Raw genomic sequence first — 19535 nt, forward strand, 5'->3', positions numbered from 1 at the left:
TGCTCCTTACGCCAGCCCGCAGGCATCTTCGAACGCCAGACGCGGCAGGCGTCCGTAAAGTTTGTTCGTATCACCATAGCCAATGTTGATCAGCAGATTGCTTTTAAGCAGCGTGCCGGTGAAAAAGGCCTCGTCGACCTTTTGTCGGTCAAAGCCTGACATCGGGCCGGTGTCCAGCCCGAGGGCGCGACAGGCGAAAATCAGGTAAGCAGCCTGCATTGAGCTGTTGCGAAATGCCGTCTCTTCGGCGAGCGCCGGGCTGGTGGTAAACCAGCTTCTGGCATCGCCGTGCGGGAACAGTTCCGGCAGGCGCTCATAAAACTCGCTGTCCCAGGCAACAATCGCCGTGACCGGCGCGGTGAGCGTTTTTTCCAGATTGCCGCTGGAGAGCGCCGGGCGCAGCTTCTCTTTTCCCTCTGCGCTGCGCACAAACACGATTCGCGCCGGGGAGCAGTTGGCGGAGGTTGGGCCCCATTTCATCAGGTCGTAGATTTCGCGCAGCGTCTCGTCGCTGACGGGCAGATTCTGCCAGCCGTTGTGGGTACGGGCGCCGGTGAATAGCGTTTCGCGCGCCGCAGGATTAATGGCTTCGCTCATTAAAGTTCCTTATAAAGCGGGTTCATGACTGTGCAGCAGGCTGGCAAGCCCGTTCAGCAGCAGGGTGTTAAAGGTGTTCGGTTCGGTGACGTTGCAGGCATGCCCGCCCTGGCGCATGACCACGCTGTGGCTGCGTGGGAGAGCCGCCTGTAGCTCAGTCGAGCAGACAGAGGGTACCAGCATGTCGTCGGCGGAACAGATGAGGTGTACCGGACAATGAATACGCGCGGCGTGGCGGGTGAAATCCGCTTTCTTCAGGGCGCTGAGCCTGTGCAGCAGGTTGCTTTTGCCCTGGAAATGGGCCAGCGCCAGCGCTTCTTCGGCCTCCAGGCGGGGCGCACGAGCAGCCATCCAGTCTGCCGGGTAGAGAAACAGCGGCTGCGCCTCTACCCACGCCTGCGCGCCGCCGGAATGCAGCAAACGCTCGCGGATCTGAAAACAGCGTCGGGTATGGGCGTTGAGGGTTAGCCAGCCGTTGACGCACACCAGCGCGGTGAGCGCATCAGGTCTGTCGAGGGCCAGCTGTAGCCCGATCAGCGCGCCCAGCGCATGACCGACCACGCAGTAGCGGGCAATTCCGGCTTCAGCCAGCGCTATGGCCAGTTCGTCCGCCATTTGCGCCAGGCTATAGCCTTCCGGCAGGGTGTCGCGGTTATTACCCGTCCCCCGCTGGTCATAGCACACCACCTGATACTCCGGCTCCAGCGCGGCCAGCTGGGGCAGCCAGTAGCTGCCGCTGCCGCCGAGACCGGCAATGAGGACTACCACGGGTGCCCCCTCATACGGGGGCGGTGAGACGGAGAGTTTCATGGCCGCCTCACTTCGCAATGTGCGCAACGGTGGCAATTTCAACCAGCGCGTCAGGCTTCACCAGCCCGCACTGTATACAGAACCGGGCCGGCTTATCGCCGGGGAAGAACTCGGCGTAGATCTCGTTAATCGCGGCGTAGTTTTTCCAGTCGGTGATAAAGATGCTGTTGAAGGTCACATCCTCCATCGTGCCACCCGCCGTTTCGATCACGCTTTTGATCGTCTCCAGCACGTGGCGGGTTTGTGCCTTTGGGTCGTTGATAAACACCACGTTGTTGTCTTTATCAAACGGCAGCGTACCGGAGACATACACCACGCCGTCGGCGAGCGTTCCGGGGACAAACGGGGCAATCGGTGTGCTGGTGCCCGGCGGAATAATCACGGATTTCGGCATCGTTGTTCTCCTCAGGCGATACGGGCGAGCGGCGGATTCAGGGCATCGCAGAACGCTGCGACGTTACTCACCCAGCCAAAAAAGGTTTCGATATTGAACAGGGCCGCTTTCTGCGCGAATTCCGGCCCGGCCTGATGGGTCGCGTCTTCCAGCACCACGCCAAAATACTCAAGGAAAAAGCCGTCGCGCAGGGTCGACTCCACACAAACGTTGGTGGCGATGCCGGTAAAGACCAGGTGACGAATGCCCCGGCTGCGCAGCAGGCTGTCGAGCGGGGTGTTGAAAAAGCCGCTGTAGCGCGGTTTGGGCAAGACAATATCACCTGCCTGCGGGACCAGCTCGTCCACCAGCTGATAATCCCAGCCGCCTTTTGCCAGCAGCTTGCCCTGCAGTTCAGGGTTTTTGCGCATCGTTTTCAGGGCGTTGGACTTGTGGAAGTTGGGCGAGCCGGGGCCACCGGCCTCCACGTACTGGTCGTCCCAGCCGTTCTGGAACCAGACGATGAGCATGCCGGCTTCCCGTGCGGCGCTGACGGCGGTGTTGATGTTCGCAATGACCGGCTGCGTGGCGGAGACGTCGAACCCCGCCAGATCCAGATAACCCCCTTTACTGGCGTAGGCGTTTTGCATGTCCACCACGATCAGCGCGCTCTGCTGCGGCGCAAAGGTAATGGCTTCCGGGCGAGCGTTTAAGGTCGTCATTACGCAACCTCCTTCGTGACGGCAGGAATGTGGGCGCGGCATTGCATCAGCGGCTGGATGCGCTCGCCGAAGGTTTCCACACCGGTGAGGAAATCATCGAAGGTCAGCAGAACGCCCTCTGCGCCGGGTACGGCGGCGACTTCGTCGAGCATTCTGGCAACGCTGGCATAGGATCCAACCAGCGTGCCCATATTGATATTGACGGCGGAGGTGGGGTCAGCCATCTGGCGGACGTTGGTGTCTGCACCGGAACGGGTATCTTTCTGGCTCTGCTCGGTAAGCCAGCTCAGGGCCTCCTCGTCGGCACCGTCTTTGTAACACTCCCATTTCGCGCGTGCGGCCTCGTCGGTTTCGTCGGCAATCACCATAAAGAGCACGTAGGAGCCCACGTCGCGCCCGGTTTTGTCGGCAGCCTCTTTCATGCGCGCCGCGGTGGGGGCGAAAGCGGCAGGGGTGTTAACGCCTTTCCCGAAGCAGAAGTTAAAGTCGGCGTATTTGGCGGAGAATTCCATCCCCGCGTCGCTCTGCCCGGCGCAGATCACTTTCATCGGCACCGACGGTTGCGGGCTGACGCGGCAGTCGTTCATGGTGAAGAAGTCACCTTTGAAATCGCTTTTGCCGGTGCCCCAGAGATCGCGCAGGACCTGCACGTATTCGGTCAGGTAGTCGTAGCGACGCGAGAAGTAATCGTCACCCGGCCAGAGCCCCATCTGCTCGTACTCCGGCTTTTGCCAGCCGGTCACCAGGTTCACGCCAAAGCGTCCTCCGGAGATCGAGTCGATGGTGGAGGCCATGCGCGCGACGATCGCCGGGGGCAGGGTGAGCGTGGCGGCGGTAGCGTAGATCTGAATCCGCGAGGTGACAGCGGCCAGTCCTGCCATCAGGGTGAAGGACTCCAGGTTGTGATCCCAGAATTCTGTTTTGCCGCCAAAGCCGCGCAGCTTGATCATCGAAAGTGCAAAGTCGAAATGGTAGTGCTCCGCTTTTTGCACGATGGCTTTATTCAGCTCAAAGGTCGGCATGTATTGCGGGGCAGTGGTCGAGATAAGCCAGCCGTTGTTGCCGATAGGTACAAATACGCCAATTTTCATCACGAACCTCTCTTCACTACGTTGCAGGTACTGGCGTTTTTGCAAAGGGAGTGCCAGTTTTGAAAATGACTTTGTTATTAATGTGTTAATCGAAGGTTGGCGTATTGATGTGGTCAAAAGTGGACTAACTGGTCAAAAACATTGCACAGAAAACAGGCATTCATGCGCGATGGGAGTGCAGAATGTCGTGGCGAGACGGGGGTTTTGCTATGCTGAGGGCAACGCAGAATAAGGAGAGCGGGAATGACACAAGGCGCAGTGAAAACACCAGGTAAACGGTCACAGGCAGTCAGCGCCAAGAAGCAGGCTATTCTCAGCGCGGCGCTGGAGACGTTTTCACAGTTTGGCATTCACGGCACGCGGCTGGAGCAGGTAGCGGAGCAGTCCGGGGTTTCCAAAACCAATCTGCTCTACTACTACCCGTCGAAAGAGGCGCTCTATGTGGCGGTGATGCAGCAGATCCTCGATATCTGGCTGGCGCCCCTGAAAGCGTTCCGCGCAGAGCTGGCCCCGCTGGTGGCGATCAAAGAGTACATCCGCCTTAAGCTGGAGGTGTCACGCGATTACCCGCAGGCGTCGCGCCTGTTTTGTCTTGAGATGCTGCAGGGCGCGCCGCTGTTGCAGGCTGAGCTGACGGGGGATTTAAAGCAGCTGGTGGACGATAAGTCGGCGATTATTGCCGGGTGGGTCGCCAGCGGAAAGCTGGCGCCGGTCGATCCGCAGCATTTGATCTTTATGATTTGGGCCGCCACCCAGCATTACGCTGACTTTGCGGCCCAGGTCGAGGCGGTGACCGGGAAAACGCTCCAGGATGAAGCGTTTTTCCACAGCACTCTGGAAAACGTACAGCGGATGATTATCGAAGGGATCCGCGTGCGTTAGTTTCCCGGCGGGAGAGGGCAGCTTAAATCGCCCTCTTCACATTGCATCAGCGAGGCCAGAAACGCTTCTCGCTCCGCGGTTTTCTCTGCCAGGCACTGATTGACAATCATTGGCTGAATGCTTCCACCTTCCGTACCCGAACCGATAAACGTGCAGTCTGCATCCCGCAGGGTAATCCACGCCTGCTGCGCTTTTTTTAGCAGGTCACGCTGGGGGGCTGCCGCACGTTTGATAGCGGCCTGATACGTCGCGTTGAGCTTCTTATCCGCCGCCTTGTACTGCTGCGCGCTACAGGTGTTCAGTTCAAGCTGGGTGGTGGCGTTGTCGCACTCGTTGGCCAGCGCGCTGGTGCTCAACAGCAGTGCGGCACCTGCGAGAAATACTCTTTTCATCATCCCCTCCGTGTAAAAAAAAGCCGGATGCGCTATGCATATCCGGCCTACGATTCTTTGTAGCCCCGGTAAGCGTAGCGCCACCGGGGAGAGTTTACACGATTAACCGATGGTCATCAGGCTGGCGTTACCGCCCGCCGCCGCGGTGTTGACGCTGAGCGAACGCTCCACGTACAGACGCTCCAGCAGCAGGTTGGTTTCCCCACGCGCAAAGCCCTGTACCGAAACAATCGCCCCGCTGCGGGCCGCCACCTGTTCGCACAGTTCGCGCAGCTGGTCGGAATCACCGTGATAAATCACGGCGTCAAACGGCTGCGTCAGCAGCGCATCGGCCTTCGCGAAGCGAATGCGGGCTGAAACGGCTTTTGGCAGCTGTTTTGCCAGGTCGCGATGCAGCGCATCTTCCGGCCACAGCACTTCACATCCGGTTGCCATCGCGGCAGCCAGCTGTACCAGCGCATCCTGCTCGTTATCCGCTACGCAGAGTACGTGCTCGCGCGGCATCAGCGTCCAGGTGTTGCGCTCGCCGGTTGGCCCCGGAAGCAGACGCTGCGTGCCAGCCTGCGCCAGCTCGCCGTACTGCTGCGCAATGGCACGCAGTTCAGGACGTTTTTCCGCCCAGGCGATCAGCGCTTCAAGCGGCTGCGTCAGCACGGTTTTCAGCTGCGCGTCGACCGGATAGTCTGCGTCCTGACGTGCCAGCGTCACGCCCAGCGCGTTCTCTGGACGGTTCGCCAGCAGACGGTACAGGTAAAGCGGACCGCCCGCTTTCGGACCGGTGCCGGACAAACCTTCACCGCCGAACGGCTGCACGCCCACGACCGCGCCGACCATGTTGCGGTTAACGTACAGGTTGCCCACTTTGGCGCTGCCGGTCACCTGCGCGATGGTTTCGTCGATACGGGTGTGTACGCCAAGCGTCAGGCCATAGCCGGAGGCGTTGATCTGATCGATCAGTTCATTAAGGTTGTTACGGTTGTAACGCACCACGTGCAGCACCGGACCGAAGACCTCTTTTTTCAGCTCGTCGAAGCTTGCCAGCTCAATCAGCGTTGGCGGCACGAAGGTGCCGGTCTGCCACTCGCGGGCATCTTCGCTGTTCTCACGCACCGCCTGGAACACCGGACGGCCTTTGGCGCGCATGGTCTGGATGTGGTTTTCGATATTGGCTTTAGCTTCCGCGTCAATCACCGGGCCGATGTCGGTGGTGAGACGCCCCGGGTTGCCCATACGGCATTCGGCCATCGCGCCGCGCAGCATCTTCAGCGTGTGGTCGGCCACGTCATCCTGCAGGCACAGTACGCGCAGGGCGGAGCAGCGTTGACCGGCGCTGTCGAACGCCGAGGCCAGCACGTCAACCACCACCTGTTCGGTGAGGGCAGAGGAGTCAACGATCATGGCGTTCATGCCGCCGGTTTCCGCGATGAGCGGGGTAGGACGACCCTGCGCATCCAGACGGGTAGCAATGTTGCGCTGCAGCAGAGAGGCAACTTCGGTCGAGCCGGTAAACATCACGCCGCGTACGCGGTTATCGGAGGTCAGTTTAGCGCCGACCGTTTCGCCGCGGCCTGGCAGCAGCTGGACCACGCCCGCAGGTACGCCGGCTTCCAGAAGGATGTTGATGCCCTGCGCGGCAATCAGCGGGGTCTGCTCTGCCGGTTTGGCCAGCACGCTGTTACCTGCGGCAAGGGCGGCGGCAATCTGGCCGGTAAAAATAGCCAGCGGGAAGTTCCACGGGCTGATACACACGACCGGTCCGAGCGGACGGTGGGTTTCGTTATCGAAATCATCGCGCACCTGACCCGCGTAGTAGTGCAGGAAGTCCACGGCCTCACGCACTTCGGCGATAGCGTTGCTGAAGGTTTTACCTGCTTCACGCACCAGAATGCCGATAAGCGACTGCATCTGATCTTCCATCAGCACGGCAGCACGCTCCAGAATTGCGGCACGCTCCTGCGGCGGGGTGGCAAACCAGATTGGCGCGTTGTTGACCGCACTGTCCAGCGCCTGATCCACTTCCGCTTCGGTGGCTTCGCGTACATAGCCGACGATATCTTTTGGCTCTGCCGGGTTGATAACCGGCTGCATTTCACCGTCCTCGACGGACTGCTCAAGGATCGGTTTCGCCTGCCATTTCTGCAGCGCGCTGTTGAGCAGGGCAGAGGAGAGGGACGCCAGACGATGTTCGTTCGCCAGGTCCAGACCCGCAGAGTTGACGCGGCCTGCGCCATACAGCTCGCGCGGCAGGGCAATCTTCGGATGCGGCAGACCAATCTGACCTTCCTGGGCCGCCATCTTCTCAACGGCCTGCACCGGATCGGCCACCAGCTCGTCGAGCGGCAGCGTGGTGTCGGCGATGCGGTTTACGAAGGAGGTATTCGCGCCGTTTTCCAGCAGACGACGCACCAGGTACGCCAGCAGCGTTTCGTGCGTACCTACCGGCGCATAAATGCGGCATGGGCGGTTCAGCTTGCCATCCGCTACCTTACCGGTCACCTGCTCGTAAAGCGGTTCACCCATGCCGTGCAGGCACTGGAACTCGTACTGGCCAGGATAATAGTTTTGACCCGCCAGGCTGTAGATTGCCGCCAGGGTGTGGGCGTTATGGGTAGCGAACTGCGGGTAGATCAGGTTCGGCACGCCGAGCAGTTTTTTCGCACAGGCGAGGTAAGAGACGTCGGTGTAGACCTTACGGGTATAGACCGGATAGCCTTCCAGACCTTCCATCTGGGCGCGTTTGATTTCGCTGTCCCAGTAGGCACCTTTCACGAGGCGGATCATCAGGCGGCGACGGCTGCGGCTTGCCAGGTCAATCAGATAATCAATGACGAACGGGCAGCGCTTCTGGTACGCCTGGATAACGAAGCCAATGCCGTTCCAGCCCGCCAGCTCTGGCTCGAAGCACAGTTTTTCCAGCAGATCGAGGGAGATCTCCAGACGGTCGGCCTCTTCGGCGTCGATATTGATGCCGATGTCATACTGGCGCGCCAGCAGGGTCAGGGACTTCAGGCGCGGGTAAAGCTCCTCCATCACGCGGTCGTACTGCGCGCGGCTGTAGCGCGGGTGCAGGGCGGACAGTTTGATAGAGATACCCGGACCTTCATAAATACCGCGGCCGTTAGAGGCTTTACCGATGGCGTGGATCGCCTGCTGATAAGAGACCATGTAGGCCTGCGCGTCGGCGGCAGTCAGGGCCGCTTCACCGAGCATGTCATACGAGTAGCGGAAACCTTTGTCTTCCAGCTTGCGGGCGTTCGCCAGCGCTTCGGCAATGGTTTCGCCGGTCACGAACTGCTCGCCCATCAGGCGCATCGCCATGTCCACGCCTTTGCGGATCAGCGGCTCGCCGCTCTTACCGATGATGCGGTTCAAAGAGCGTGACAGGTTGGCTTCGTTATGGGTTGAGACCAGTTTGCCGGTAAACAGCAGGCCCCAGGTTGCGGCGTTAACGAACAGGGACGGGCTGCGGCCAATGTGCGAATGCCAGTTGCCGTTGCTGATCTTGTCGCGGATTAACGCGTCGCGGGTGGCTTTATCCGGAATACGCAGCAGCGCTTCCGCCAGACACATCAGCGCCACGCCTTCCTGTGAAGAGAGGGAAAACTCCTGCAGCAGACCCTGCACCATGCCGGCGCGGCCGGTGGCGGTTTTTTGGTTGCGCAGCTTGTCGGCCAGCTGATACGCCAGGCTGTGCGCCTGGGCGGCAATGGCTTCCGGCAGGCGGGCCTGCTCCAGCAGCATCGGCACGGCGTCGGTTTCGGCACGACGGTAAGCGCCGGTAATGGCGGCACGGCTGACGGACTGCGGCAGGATCTGCTCGGCGAACTCGAGGAACGGCTGGTGGCTTTCGTCACCAGCGGCGGGTGCATCCTCGCTTTCATTGGCGGCACCCGCCAGCAGGGCAGGCAGTTCTGGCAGGCCTTCGTCGCTCTCCAGTCTTTCCAGATAGTTAAAAATCGCCTGCTTGATTAACCAGTGCGGTGTGCGGTCAATGCGGGTCGCTGCGGTTTTAATCCGTTCGCGGGTAGCGTCATCCAGCTTAACCCCCATGGTGGTCATCCCCATGCCAAAACTCCTGTTGTTCTGTAATCGCGTTTTGTAGATGGCATGAAATATCCACCATGTTGCAACTTTGTGCAACCGTGTTAAATGTGACCTGGTTTGCAACCCAGAAAATGAATGGATTGTTAATGATTGGTTAGCTGGAAAAAAGCACTGGCTTCTGCATGAGAAGCCTGTTTTTATGCGGTACTTAACACTTTTAAAAGGTGCAACCCGTATAAGTGTGAGCGAGTGCAACCTATAGGAAACTCGTATCAAACCGGGGATGAATTTGATGTAAATGCAGTGTTAAATCGTTTGTCAGCGGGATGCGCATACGGCAGGATAGCGCGCCCAATGGAAACACATACACACATCACTACGTTCCGGTGATGACATAACAAGGCAACCCGGACGGTTGTCGCTCGACATTTTGGAGAATTTGAATGGCTATTAGCACACCGATGCTGGTGACATTTCTCGTTTATATTTTTGGCATGATCCTGATAGGGTTTTTGGCATGGCGTTCAACAAAGAACTTTGACGACTACATTCTCGGCGGCCGCAGTTTAGGCCCGATGGTGACCGCGCTGTCTGCGGGCGCATCCGATATGAGCGGCTGGCTGCTGATGGGGTTACCGGGCGCGATTTTCATCTCCGGTATCTCTGAAAGCTGGATTGCCATCGGCCTGACCCTTGGGGCGTGGATCAACTGGAAGCTGGTAGCAGGCCGTCTGCGCGTGCATACCGAAGCGAACAACAATGCCCTGACGCTGCCGGATTACTTCACCGGACGTTTTGAAGATAACAGCCGCATTCTGCGCATTATCTCCGCGGTGGTGATTCTGCTGTTCTTCACCATCTACTGTGCTTCCGGCATCGTGGCGGGCGCGCGTCTGTTTGAGAGCACCTTCGGCATGAGCTATGAAACCGCGCTGTGGGCAGGTGCCGCGGCGACCATTCTCTATACCTTCGTGGGCGGATTCCTGGCGGTAAGCTGGACCGACACCGTGCAGGCGAGCCTGATGATCTTCGCCCTGATCCTGACCCCGGTGATTGTGATTTTCACCGTTGGCGGCTTCGGTGAATCGCTGGAAGTGATCAAGCAGAAGAGCATTGAAAACGTCGACATGCTGAAAGGGCTGAACTTCGTGGCCATCGTCTCTCTGATGGGCTGGGGTCTGGGCTACTTTGGTCAGCCGCACATTCTGGCGCGCTTTATGGCCGCTGACTCTCACCACACGATTGTTCATGCCCGTCGTATCAGTATGACGTGGATGATCCTCTGTCTGGCGGGTGCCTGTGCGGTTGGCTTCTTCGGCATCGCTTACTTCAACAATAACCCGGCGCAGGCAGGTGCAGTAAACCAGAATGCCGAGCGTGTGTTCATCGAACTGGCGGGCATTCTGTTCAACCCGTGGATTGCCGGTATTCTGCTCTCCGCAATTCTGGCGGCGGTGATGTCGACTCTGAGCTGCCAGCTGCTGGTCTGCTCCAGTGCGATTACCGAAGATCTCTACAAAGCTTTCCTGCGTAAAGGTGCGAGCCAGAAAGAGCTGGTATGGGTCGGGCGCTTTATGGTGCTGTTAGTGGCGCTGATTGCCATCGCGCTGGCGGCCAATCCTGATAACCGCGTTCTGGGTCTTGTGAGCTATGCGTGGGCGGGCTTTGGTGCGGCGTTTGGTCCGGTGGTTCTGTTCTCCGTTCTGTGGTCACGCATGACCCGCAACGGCGCGCTGGCGGGGATGATCATCGGAGCGGTGACCGTTATCGTCTGGAAGCAGTTCGCGTGGCTGGGTCTGTACGAAATCATCCCGGGCTTCATCTTCGGCAGCATCGGTATTGTGGTGTTCAGCCTGCTGGGTAAAGCACCGTCTGCCTCCATGCAGAAACGCTTTGCGGAAGCGGACGCGCACTACCACACTGCACCACCGACGAAGCTTCAGGCTGAGTAAAAAAACCTATTCCCTCCTGTAAGCCGGGTAAGCGCTAGCGCGACCCGGCTTTTTTCTTGCCAAAATGCGTAAATTACGTTGATATCGCTGCACTTATAACAATGAGGATAGCGAACAATGACCATCAAAACAGGGCTTATGGCGGCGGCATTATTGATGCTCGCAGGCTGCAACGCACCCGCGCAACACGCGGCAATGGAGACCTGCAAAGCAGATAACCAGATGCAGCAAACCACGCTTTATTTCGGACTGAATCGTCCGGCCGGAGCGCAGATCACCGGCAACGAGTGGCAGCAGTTTGTTGACCAGGACGTGACGCCGCGCTTTCGGGACGGCTTAACGGTGTTTGATGCACGTGGCCAGTGGCTGGGGAATGACGGGAAAGTGGCGCGCGAGCCGAGCAAAGCGTTGATGCTGATCCACGGTAAAGACGCGCAGAGCGAGAAGAATATCGAAGCGTTGCGCGGGATTTATAAATCTCGCTTCGCGCAGGAGTCGGTGATGCGGGTCGATCAGCCGGTGTGCGTGCAGTTTTAAGCAAAATGGCGGGATAGTTTTGTAGGCCCGGTAAGGCGTAGCCGCCACCGGGCACAAACCGCACAAAACTTACAACACTAATCCCGCAAAGCTCGCCGACAGCAGGCTCACCAGCGTCGCGCCGTACACCAGGCGCAGACCAAACCGCGAAACCACGTTCCCCTGCCGCTCGTTCAGGCCCTTGATGGCGCCTGCGACGATACCAATAGACGCGAAGTTAGCGAACGACACCAGGAAGACGGATAAAATGCCCAGCCCGCGCGGTGACATCTGATGGGCAATTTTTTGCAGCTCAATCATCGCCACAAATTCATTTGCCACCAGCTTGGTTGCCATAATACTGCCGGCGTTGAGCGCATCACTCAGCGGAATACCGATGAGCCACGCCAGCGGATAAAACACATAACCTAAAATCTGCTGGAAGCTCATGCCGAATACGCTGGAGAAGAGGGCGTTAACGGCGCTAATAAGCGCGATAAAGCCAATCAGCATCGCCAGAATAATCATCGCTACCTTAAAACCGGCCAGAATATACTCCCCGAGCATTTCGAAGAAGCTCTGGGATTCATGCAGTTTTTCCAGCTTGATATCCGGCTCCGCTTCCGGACGCACCGGATTGATGACGGAGAGAATAATGAAGGTGCTGAACATGTTCAGGATCAGCGCCGCAACGACAAATTTGGCGTCGAGCATGGTCATATAAGCGCCGACAATCGACAGGGAAACGGTCGACATGGCGGTCGCAGCCATGGTGAACAGACGGCGCGAGGAGAGATCCCCCAGCACGCCTTTGTAGGCAATGAAGTTTTCCGACTGGCCGAGGATCAGCGAGCTCACCGCGTTAAACGATTCCAGCTTGCCCATACCGTTCAGTTTTGACAGCAGCGTCCCGATAACCCGAATAAAAATCGGCAGGATCCGCCAGTGCTGGAGAATACCAATCAATGCGGAAATAAAAATAATCGGGCAAAGCACGCCAAGGAAAATGAACGCCAGCCCTTTTTCACCCATTCCGCCAAAGACAAAATTGGTACCTTCGCCAGCAAATTTCAGCAGGGATTCAAAGAAGCCGGAAACGTATTTAATCAGGAATAACCCGCTTTCGGCGTGCAGGAAAAAGAACGCCAGGGCAATCTCAATAACAATCAGCTGTAAAACATAACGAATGCGAATTTTTCGGCGGTCGAAACTCACCAGCCAGGCGAGCGCAAGAATAATCACCAGCGCCAGCAGGAAATGGATAATCTTAAACATGGTTTATTTTCACTTGGTTTTCGAGGCAGATATTTAGCCACAGCGCTGATTAACCGTAAACGGGCATTTTCGTTATAACTTATAAACGTAATGATTACGTTGACAACTATTATCAGGCTTCGCTTTTACAACTCGTCATCAAAACATCCCACATTTCGCTTGTTTTTCTTCTCGGCGTAATGATAATCACTATCACAAGAATTTACCTTTCTTTGCATCAGTTGACCGCGATAAACATTTAAGGTGTCGGCATGTTTGTTCCATTTCTCATTATGTTACGTGAAGGGCTCGAAGCGGCTCTGATTGTCAGCCTTATCGCCAGTTATCTGAAGCGAACCCAGCGCGGACGCTGGATTGGCGTCATGTGGATTGGCGTGTTCCTCGCCGCGGCGCTCTGCCTGGGCCTGGGTATCCTGATCAACGAAACCACCGGCGAGTTCCCGCAGAAAGAGCAAGAGCTGTTTGAGGGAATCGTCGCCGTCATTGCGGTGGTGATCCTGACCTGGATGGTGTTCTGGATGCGTAAGGTCTCCCGCAATGTGAAAGTCCAGCTGGAGCAGGCGGTGGATAACGCCCTTCAAAAAGGCAACCATCACGGCTGGGCGCTGATCATGATGGTCTTTTTTGCGGTGGCGCGTGAAGGGCTGGAATCGGTCTTCTTCCTGCTGGCCGCCTTCCAGCAGGACGTAGGCATCTGGCCGCCGCTGGGGGCAGTGCTGGGGCTGGCAACGGCCGTCGTGCTGGGTTTCCTGCTCTACTGGGGCGGTATTCGCCTTAACCTGGGGGCGTTCTTCAAATGGACCAGCCTGTTTATTCTGCTGGTCGCCGCGGGGCTGGCGGCTGGGGCGATCCGCGCCTTTCATGAAGCGGGCCTGTGGAACCACTTCCAGGACGTGGCGTTTGATCTCAGCAATGTCCTCTCCACACACTCTCTGACCGGCACTCTGCTCGAAGGTATCTTCGGTTACCAGGAGACACCGAGCGTGAGCGAAGTGGCGATGTACTTTATTTATCTGGTGCCGGCGCTGGTGTTGTTTGCGATGCCGCCGCGTACCGGCACACAGGCGACGCGCGTCGCGCCGTAATAGTTGATTTAGTTACAACATACTTTTAAAGGGAAGAGTCATGGCAATTCAGTTCCGTCGTAGTGCGTTATGCGCAGGCATTGCCGCGCTGTTCGCTTCCGCATTTTCCGCCTGGGGGGCCGATGTTCCTCAGGTCAAAGTGACCGTCAATGACAAGCAGTGCGAGCCGATGACCCTCACGGTGAACAGCGGTAAAACCCAGTTCATTATTCAGAACCACAGCCAGAAGGCGCTGGAGTGGGAGATCCTGAAAGGGGTACTGGTCGTCGAAGAGCGTGAAAATATCGCCCCTGGCTTTAGCCAGAAGATGACTGCCAACCTGCAGCCGGGCGAGTATGAAATGACCTGCGGTCTGCTGACCAATCCTAAGGGTAAGCTGATCGTTAAAGGTGAAGCGACGGCGGATGCGGCGAAAGGCGCTGCGGTGCTGAGCCTGGGTGACGCGATTACCGCTTATAAAGCATACGTTACCAAAGAGACGGCAGATCTGGTGGCGGGCACGAAAGCCTTTACCGATGCGGTGAAAGCCGGTGATATCGAAAAAGCCAAATCCCTTTATGCACCAGCTCGTCAGCACTACGAGCGCATCGAGCCGATTGCCGAGCTGTTCTCAGACCTTGATGGCAGCATTGACGCCCGCGAAGACGACTACGAGCAAAAGGCCGCCGATCCGAAATTCACCGGCTTCCACCGTCTGGAAAAAGCCGTGTTTGGCGATAACACCACCAAAGGGATGGAAAAATACGCCGCACAGCTGAACAGCGACGTGCTGGAACTGCAAAAGCGCATCAGCGAGCTGGCCTTCCCGCCTTCAAAAGTGGTGGGCGGCGCGGCGGGTCTGATTGAAGAAGTGGCCGCAAGCAAAATCAGCGGTGAAGAAGATCGCTACAGCCACACCGACCTCTGGGACTTCCAGGCCAACGTCGACGGTGCGCAGAAAATTGTCGATCTGCTGCGTCCTCAGCTGCAGAAAGAGAACAGCGAACTGCTGGCAAAAGTGGATGCCAACTTCAAAAAAGTCGACACCATTCTGGCGAAATACCGCACCAAAGACGGATTTGAAACGTACGATAAGCTGACCGACGCCGACCGTAATGCGCTGAAAGGCCCGATTACCGCCCTGGCGGAAGATCTCTCTCTGCTGCGCGGCGTACTGGGTCTGGACTAAGCACGATGAACAAGAATGGCAAATTCGACGAGGTAGAACCTTCCCGTCGTCGGTTGTTAAAAGGGGTAGGGGCGCTGGGCGGCGCGCTTGCCCTTGCAGGCGGCTGCCCGGTGGCGCATGCGGCGAAACCGCAAAGCGCACCTGGCACGCTGTCCCCCAATGCCCGCATGGAGACGCAGCCTTTTTACGGCGATCATCAGTCGGGCATTCTGACGCCGCAGCAGGCCTCCATGATGCTGGTGGCGTTTGATTCGCTGGCCAGCGATAAAGCCGATCTGGAACGTCTGTTCCGCCTGCTGACGGCGCGCATTGCGTTTCTGACCGCAGGTGGACCGGCGCCGGACACGCCGAATCCGCGCCTGCCGCCAATGGACTCCGGTATTCTCGGGGCGTTTATCGCGCCCGATAACCTGACCATTACCGTGTCGGTCGGGGAGTCGCTGTTTGATGGCCGCTACGGCCTCACAAAGCAGAAGCCGAAAGCGCTGCAAAAAATGACGCGTTTTCCAAACGATTCCCTCGACGCGGGGTTGTGTCATGGCGACCTGCTCCTGCAGATTTGCGCCAATACCCAGGACACGGTGATCCACGCTCTGCGCGATATCATCAAGCACACGCCGGATCTGCTCAGCGTGCGCTGGAAGCGGGAAGGGTTTATCTCTGACCACGCTGCGCGCAGTAAAGGGAAAGAGACGCCGGTTAACCTGCTGGGCTTTAAGGACGGCACGGCCAACCCGGACAGCAGTAATGCTGCGCTCATGGAAGAGGTGGTGTGGGTGACGGCGGATCAGGGCGAACCGGCGTGGGCCGTCGGCGGCAGCTACCAGGCGGTGCGCATTATCCAGTTCCATGTGGAGTTCTGGGACCGCACGCCGCTGAAAGAGCAGCAGACCATTTTCGGCCGCGACAAGCAGAGCGGGGCGCCGCTCGGTATGACGCATGAGCATGATGTGCCCGACTATGCCCGCGATCCCAATGGCGATGTGATTGCGCTGGACAGCCATATTCGCCTCGCCAATCCGCGCACCAAAGAGACGCAGTCCAGCCTGATGATGCGTCGTGGCTACAGCTACTCGCTCGGCGTGACCAACGCAGGCCAGCTCGATATGGGCCTGCTGTTCGTCTGCTATCAGCATGACCTTGAAAAGGGCTTCCTGACCGTGCAGAAGCGCTTAAACGGCGAAGCGCTGGAAGAGTATGTAAAACCCATCGGCGGCGGCTACTTCTTTGCCCTGCCTGGCGTGCGCGACCGGAACGCATATCTCGCGCAAGATCTGATTGAAGCCTGATAATTGTCCCTGCGAGAGTTCGCGGGGACATTATTTTTTCCTATGACAAACATATTGTTATATTTCTGTAATATTTCTATATAAGACTGAATCCGCTGCAGGAGCAGTCTGAAAAGTTGCAATCAGGTAAAATAAATGTTGCATTTATGATAACTCCTGATGTACTTAAGATAAGACAGCGGTAGTTCCCGGCAGTGATGCTGAATCACTATGGAGATCGCGAATGGTTGCGTCCTGTACTGGACAAGGTAAACATAACAACCGCAGCACCCGGCGCGGAGGCTCAGACTCCGGCAGCGATTTCCTCACCACTAAATTCTCCCCCTCTCCTCAAGAATCTGATTCGACCGACGTGCAGACTGGTGCGCGTAGCCGTTCTGTATCGTCATCTGATAAAGCAAGCAATGGCTTACAAGGAAGCCAACCCTCTGATGTTCGTGCGCATAATCGTGCCGACGCTGGCACGTGTGATGAATACCAACAACTCAAGGTGCTATCCATGGGAAGACAAAAAGCAGTGATCAAAGCTCGTCGCGAGGCAAAACGTGTGCTGAGACGGGACTCACGTAGCCATAAACAGCGTGAAGAAGAATCGGTCACCTCGCTTGTGCAGATGAGTGGCGTAGAAGCAATTGGCATGGCCCGAGACAGCCGTGATCATTCTCCAATTGTGGCGCGCAATGAGGCTCAGGCGCACTACCTGAATGCTATCGAGAGTAAACAGCTCATCTTTGCAACCGGTGAAGCCGGATGCGGGAAAACCTGGATCAGTGCAGCCAAAGCGGCGGAAGCGCTGATCCATAAGGACGTGGAGCGTATTATTGTTACCCGTCCGGTACTGCAAGCGGATGAAGATCTCGGCTTCCTGCCCGGCGATATTTCGGAGAAGTTTGCCCCGTACTTCAGACCCGTCTATGACGTGCTGGTGAAGCGTTTGGGTGCATCCTTTATGCAGTACTGCCTGCGACCAGAGATTGGCAAGGTGGAAATCGCGCCGTTCGCCTATATGCGCGGACGTACATTTGAAAATGCGGTCGTCATTCTTGACGAGGCTCAGAACGTGACCGCTGCGCAAATGAAGATGTTCTTAACGCGCCTCGGGGAGAACGTGACGGTCATCGTTAACGGCGACATTACCCAGTGTGACCTGCCATCCGGCGTGAAATCCGGGCTGAGCGACGCGATGTCACGTTTTGAGGAAGATGAGATGATTGGGGTGGTACGCTTCACGAAAGAGGATTGCGTGCGTTCGGCACTGTGTCAGCGGACGTTGCAAGTCTATTCCGACTGAAGGTAAAACATTACCGTTTTATCCTTCTTAAGTAATCCCTTCCCGGCATCATGCCGGGAAGCTTCTTTTATTCATGTGCTCTACTCGCGCCTGGTTATCTTTTAATAGATCGCCTGTCGTACGGAATTCATCATTTCGGTATTCATTTCAGCGGTGGGTTTTTATAACGCCTGGCGAAATGTGATGCGTATTTATAATATCCACAAAATACCCATGAATATCATGATCGCGCTAATTGTTCGTTCAAATTTAAACGTGAATGTTGTCACATAATGTTACTAAGTTGTAAAAATTAAGTTGGTGTATTGAGGGTAATTATCTATGTTTCGTACTGATTCAAACAACATTCTAACAAGAAAATCCCATGGGGAACCGTTTCCCTGGAACATCACGTTGAGGGTCATACATGAACGAACTGGTTGGTGCAATTAACGGTGTTATCTGGAGCCCGGCGTTAATATTCTTATGTCTGGGTGTCGGTCTCTATTTCTCATTACGTAGTCGTTTTTTGCAGTTACGTCATATAAAACATATGATTACCTTGATGTTCCAGGGGCGTCCTACCGATGCAGGGGTATCGTCTTTCCAGGCACTGACGATGACGCTGGCAGGACGAGTAGGGACCGGAAACATTGCTGGTGTCGCCACCGCAATCACCTTCGGTGGACCGGGCGCACTTTTCTGGATGTGGATGGTGGCGTTTTTGGGTGCCAGCTCAGCGTTTGTGGAATCTACGTTGGGCCAGGTTTATAAAGAAAAAATCAACGGTGAATATCGTGGCGGTCCTGCCTTTTATATCGAAAAAGGATTAGGGGTCAAATGGTATGCATGGTTATTTGCAGTCGTCACCATTTTCTCCTGCGGTTTATTAATGCCAGGGGTTCAAGCAAACTCGATTGGCGCCAGCCTGGAGATAGCTTTTGGGCTTGATCCCAATGTCACGGCGGCATTACTTGCCGTACTGTTAAGCTTTATTATTTTCGGTGGTGTGAAAAGGATCGCCAGTTTTAGCAGTATGGTCGTTCCGTTTATGGCACTCGGCTATATTATTGTGGCTTGCGTTATTATCGCGATTAATATTGCCGAGCTTCCTGGTGTTATTCTGCTGATCTGGAAAAGTGCTTTTGGCTTTGAAGCGGGCTTTGGCGCGATTCTGGGTCAGGCGATTATGTGGGGCGTTAAGCGCGGCGTCTATTCCAATGAAGCGGCACAGGGGACCGGACCGCATGCTTCATCTGCGGCAGCGGTGAGCCATCCGGTGAAACAGGGGCTGGTGCAGGCATTCTCAGTTTATATCGATACGCTGTTTGTCTGCTCCGCGACCGGGTTTATGCTGCTGATCACCGGGCTGTATAATGTTCAGGGCGTCGACGGCGCTGCACTCTATACGGGGATTGCAGGCGTGGCCGCAGGTCCTGGCTATGTTCAGACGGCGATGGAAAGTATGATGCCGGGCTTTGGTAATTACTTTGTTGCCATTGCGCTGTTCTTCTTCGCCTTTACCACCATTATTGCGTACTACTATATCGCCGAAACCAATATCGCCTACATCAACCGTAAAATTCACCGTCCCTGGCTGACATTCCTGCTCAAATTATGTTTGATGGCTTCCACCGTGTACGGGACCGTCCGCACCGCGGATCTGGCGTGGGGACTGGGGGATATTGGGGTTGGGATGATGGCATGGCTTAACATTATTGCCATTGTACTTTTACATAAAAAAGCCTTTGTAAGCCTTAAGGATTATGAAACCCAGAATGCACAGGGACTGGATCCACAGTTTGATCCGGTTCGACTGGGAATTAAAAATGCCGATTACTGGCTGGGAGAGCGTAAGGATGAACCGGCTGCGAATCCGGGGCAGACGACTTCTGTCGTGAGAGAGCAAAGCGCAGGGAAACTGAACAATTAATCGTGACAGCCCGTATCGCAATACGGGCTCAGACTGCTGACAACGTTTCGCCCGGCGGCGCTACGCTTGCACGGGCCTACGGGTTTTGTCGAACCCCGGTCGGGGATTCTCATCCCCCCTGTTGGAGAATATAAAA

Annotated in this window: 16 protein-coding genes; 8 read left to right on the forward strand and 8 right to left on the reverse strand. The window is 56.6% G+C overall.

The window, feature by feature from the left end; all coding sequences use genetic code 11:
• Positions 1-6: 6 nt before the first annotated feature.
• Genes G0034_RS07965 through rutA form a run of 5 tightly spaced genes read right to left on the reverse strand, consistent with a single transcriptional unit; the run spans position 7 to position 3593 of the window.
• Complete coding sequence (locus G0034_RS07965; RefSeq protein WP_014883307.1) at positions 7-597, reverse strand: malonic semialdehyde reductase; 591 nt, start codon at positions 595-597, stop codon at positions 7-9.
• A gap of 9 nt (positions 598-606) precedes the next feature.
• On the reverse strand, positions 607-1407 hold the full coding sequence (gene rutD / locus G0034_RS07970) for a pyrimidine utilization protein D (protein WP_069601908.1): 801 nt from the start codon (positions 1405-1407) through the stop codon (positions 607-609).
• Positions 1408-1414: 7 nt separating this feature from the next.
• The gene (rutC, locus tag G0034_RS07975) at positions 1415-1801 is read right to left on the reverse strand and encodes a pyrimidine utilization protein C (RefSeq protein ID WP_014883309.1); all 387 of its coding nucleotides are present in this window, start codon (positions 1799-1801) and stop codon (positions 1415-1417) included.
• An 11-nt stretch (positions 1802-1812) separates the two neighbouring features.
• Positions 1813-2502, reverse strand: coding sequence for a pyrimidine utilization protein B (gene rutB / locus G0034_RS07980; protein ID WP_014883310.1), 690 nt, complete (start codon positions 2500-2502; stop codon positions 1813-1815).
• Positions 2502-3593 (reverse strand): pyrimidine utilization protein A, encoded by a 1092-nt coding sequence (rutA, locus tag G0034_RS07985; protein ID WP_014883311.1) that lies wholly within the window; start codon positions 3591-3593, stop codon positions 2502-2504. The genes rutB and rutA overlap by 1 nt, the downstream gene beginning before the upstream one ends.
• Before the next feature lie 243 nt (positions 3594-3836).
• On the opposite strand from rutA, the gene rutR reads away from it, so the two are divergent.
• Positions 3837-4475: an HTH-type transcriptional regulator RutR gene (rutR, locus tag G0034_RS07990; RefSeq protein ID WP_014883312.1), complete on the forward strand. Its 639-nt coding sequence runs from the start codon at positions 3837-3839 to the stop codon at positions 4473-4475.
• Here the strand turns inward: rutR and G0034_RS07995 are convergent.
• Together G0034_RS07995 and putA are read right to left on the reverse strand one after the other, a co-directional pair.
• Positions 4472-4867 carry a lysozyme inhibitor LprI family protein gene (locus G0034_RS07995; RefSeq protein WP_059373392.1) on the reverse strand — a complete coding sequence of 132 codons (396 nt, stop codon included), beginning with the start codon at positions 4865-4867 and terminating at the stop codon, positions 4472-4474. The two genes, rutR and G0034_RS07995, sit on opposite strands and share 4 nt — an antisense overlap.
• Before the next feature lie 102 nt (positions 4868-4969).
• The gene (putA, locus tag G0034_RS08000; RefSeq protein WP_014883314.1) at positions 4970-8932 is read right to left on the reverse strand and encodes a trifunctional transcriptional regulator/proline dehydrogenase/L-glutamate gamma-semialdehyde dehydrogenase; all 3963 of its coding nucleotides are present in this window, start codon (positions 8930-8932) and stop codon (positions 4970-4972) included.
• A 422-nt stretch (positions 8933-9354) separates the two neighbouring features.
• Here putA and putP point away from each other — a divergent pair, with 422 nt between their 5' ends.
• A complete protein-coding gene (gene putP / locus G0034_RS08005) occupies positions 9355-10863 on the forward strand; it encodes a sodium/proline symporter PutP (protein ID WP_014883315.1) in 1509 nt (502 codons plus the stop codon).
• Between the two features lie 117 nt (positions 10864-10980).
• Positions 10981-11400: a DUF3574 domain-containing protein gene (locus tag G0034_RS08010; RefSeq protein WP_014883316.1), complete on the forward strand. Its 420-nt coding sequence runs from the start codon at positions 10981-10983 to the stop codon at positions 11398-11400.
• 69 nt (positions 11401-11469) lie between these two features.
• Here the strand turns inward: G0034_RS08010 and G0034_RS08015 are convergent, their stop codons facing one another.
• Positions 11470-12654 carry a NupC/NupG family nucleoside CNT transporter gene (locus tag G0034_RS08015; RefSeq protein ID WP_014883317.1) on the reverse strand — a complete coding sequence of 395 codons (1185 nt, stop codon included), beginning with the start codon at positions 12652-12654 and terminating at the stop codon, positions 11470-11472.
• A 251-nt stretch (positions 12655-12905) separates the two neighbouring features.
• Between G0034_RS08015 and efeU the strand changes: the two genes are divergently transcribed.
• The 5 genes from efeU to G0034_RS08040 all read left to right on the forward strand — a co-directional run bounded on the left by efeU (position 12906) and on the right by G0034_RS08040 (position 19399).
• Positions 12906-13739: an iron uptake transporter permease EfeU gene (efeU, locus tag G0034_RS08020; protein WP_014883318.1), complete on the forward strand. Its 834-nt coding sequence runs from the start codon at positions 12906-12908 to the stop codon at positions 13737-13739.
• Positions 13740-13779: 40 nt separating this feature from the next.
• Entirely contained in the window at positions 13780-14907 is a 1128-nt protein-coding gene (efeO, locus tag G0034_RS08025) for an iron uptake system protein EfeO (RefSeq protein WP_063861552.1), read from the forward strand.
• Positions 14908-14912: 5 nt separating this feature from the next.
• Positions 14913-16196, forward strand: coding sequence for an iron uptake transporter deferrochelatase/peroxidase subunit (gene efeB / locus G0034_RS08030; protein ID WP_179120699.1), 1284 nt, complete (start codon positions 14913-14915; stop codon positions 16194-16196).
• 499 nt (positions 16197-16695) lie between these two features.
• A complete protein-coding gene (gene phoH, locus G0034_RS08035; RefSeq protein WP_014883322.1) occupies positions 16696-17487 on the forward strand; it encodes a phosphate starvation-inducible protein PhoH in 792 nt (263 codons plus the stop codon).
• A gap of 406 nt (positions 17488-17893) precedes the next feature.
• Entirely contained in the window at positions 17894-19399 is a 1506-nt protein-coding gene (locus G0034_RS08040) for an alanine/glycine:cation symporter family protein (protein ID WP_179120700.1), read from the forward strand.
• Positions 19400-19535 lie beyond the last annotated feature (136 nt).

Origin of the sequence: Enterobacter sp. T2 (assembly GCF_010692925.1) — a bacterium.
Classification (GTDB): Bacteria; Pseudomonadota; Gammaproteobacteria; order Enterobacterales; family Enterobacteriaceae; genus Enterobacter; species Enterobacter kobei.

Coding starts and splice junctions, on each gene's coding strand:
- G0034_RS07965 (WP_014883307.1), bottom strand. CDS start 597: ATGAGCGAAGCCATTAATCCTGCGGCGCGCGAAACGCTATTCACCGGC.
- rutD (WP_069601908.1), bottom strand. CDS start 1,407: ATGAAACTCTCCGTCTCACCGCCCCCGTATGAGGGGGCACCCGTGGTA.
- rutC (WP_014883309.1), bottom strand. CDS start 1,801: ATGCCGAAATCCGTGATTATTCCGCCGGGCACCAGCACACCGATTGCC.
- rutB (WP_014883310.1), bottom strand. CDS start 2,502: ATGACGACCTTAAACGCTCGCCCGGAAGCCATTACCTTTGCGCCGCAG.
- rutA (WP_014883311.1), bottom strand. CDS start 3,593: ATGAAAATTGGCGTATTTGTACCTATCGGCAACAACGGCTGGCTTATC.
- rutR (WP_014883312.1), top strand. CDS start 3,837: ATGACACAAGGCGCAGTGAAAACACCAGGTAAACGGTCACAGGCAGTC.
- G0034_RS07995 (WP_059373392.1), bottom strand. CDS start 4,867: ATGAAAAGAGTATTTCTCGCAGGTGCCGCACTGCTGTTGAGCACCAGC.
- putA (WP_014883314.1), bottom strand. CDS start 8,932: ATGGGGATGACCACCATGGGGGTTAAGCTGGATGACGCTACCCGCGAA.
- putP (WP_014883315.1), top strand. CDS start 9,355: ATGGCTATTAGCACACCGATGCTGGTGACATTTCTCGTTTATATTTTT.
- G0034_RS08010 (WP_014883316.1), top strand. CDS start 10,981: ATGACCATCAAAACAGGGCTTATGGCGGCGGCATTATTGATGCTCGCA.
- G0034_RS08015 (WP_014883317.1), bottom strand. CDS start 12,654: ATGTTTAAGATTATCCATTTCCTGCTGGCGCTGGTGATTATTCTTGCG.
- efeU (WP_014883318.1), top strand. CDS start 12,906: ATGTTTGTTCCATTTCTCATTATGTTACGTGAAGGGCTCGAAGCGGCT.
- efeO (WP_063861552.1), top strand. CDS start 13,780: ATGGCAATTCAGTTCCGTCGTAGTGCGTTATGCGCAGGCATTGCCGCG.
- efeB (WP_179120699.1), top strand. CDS start 14,913: ATGAACAAGAATGGCAAATTCGACGAGGTAGAACCTTCCCGTCGTCGG.
- phoH (WP_014883322.1), top strand. CDS start 16,696: ATGGGAAGACAAAAAGCAGTGATCAAAGCTCGTCGCGAGGCAAAACGT.
- G0034_RS08040 (WP_179120700.1), top strand. CDS start 17,894: ATGAACGAACTGGTTGGTGCAATTAACGGTGTTATCTGGAGCCCGGCG.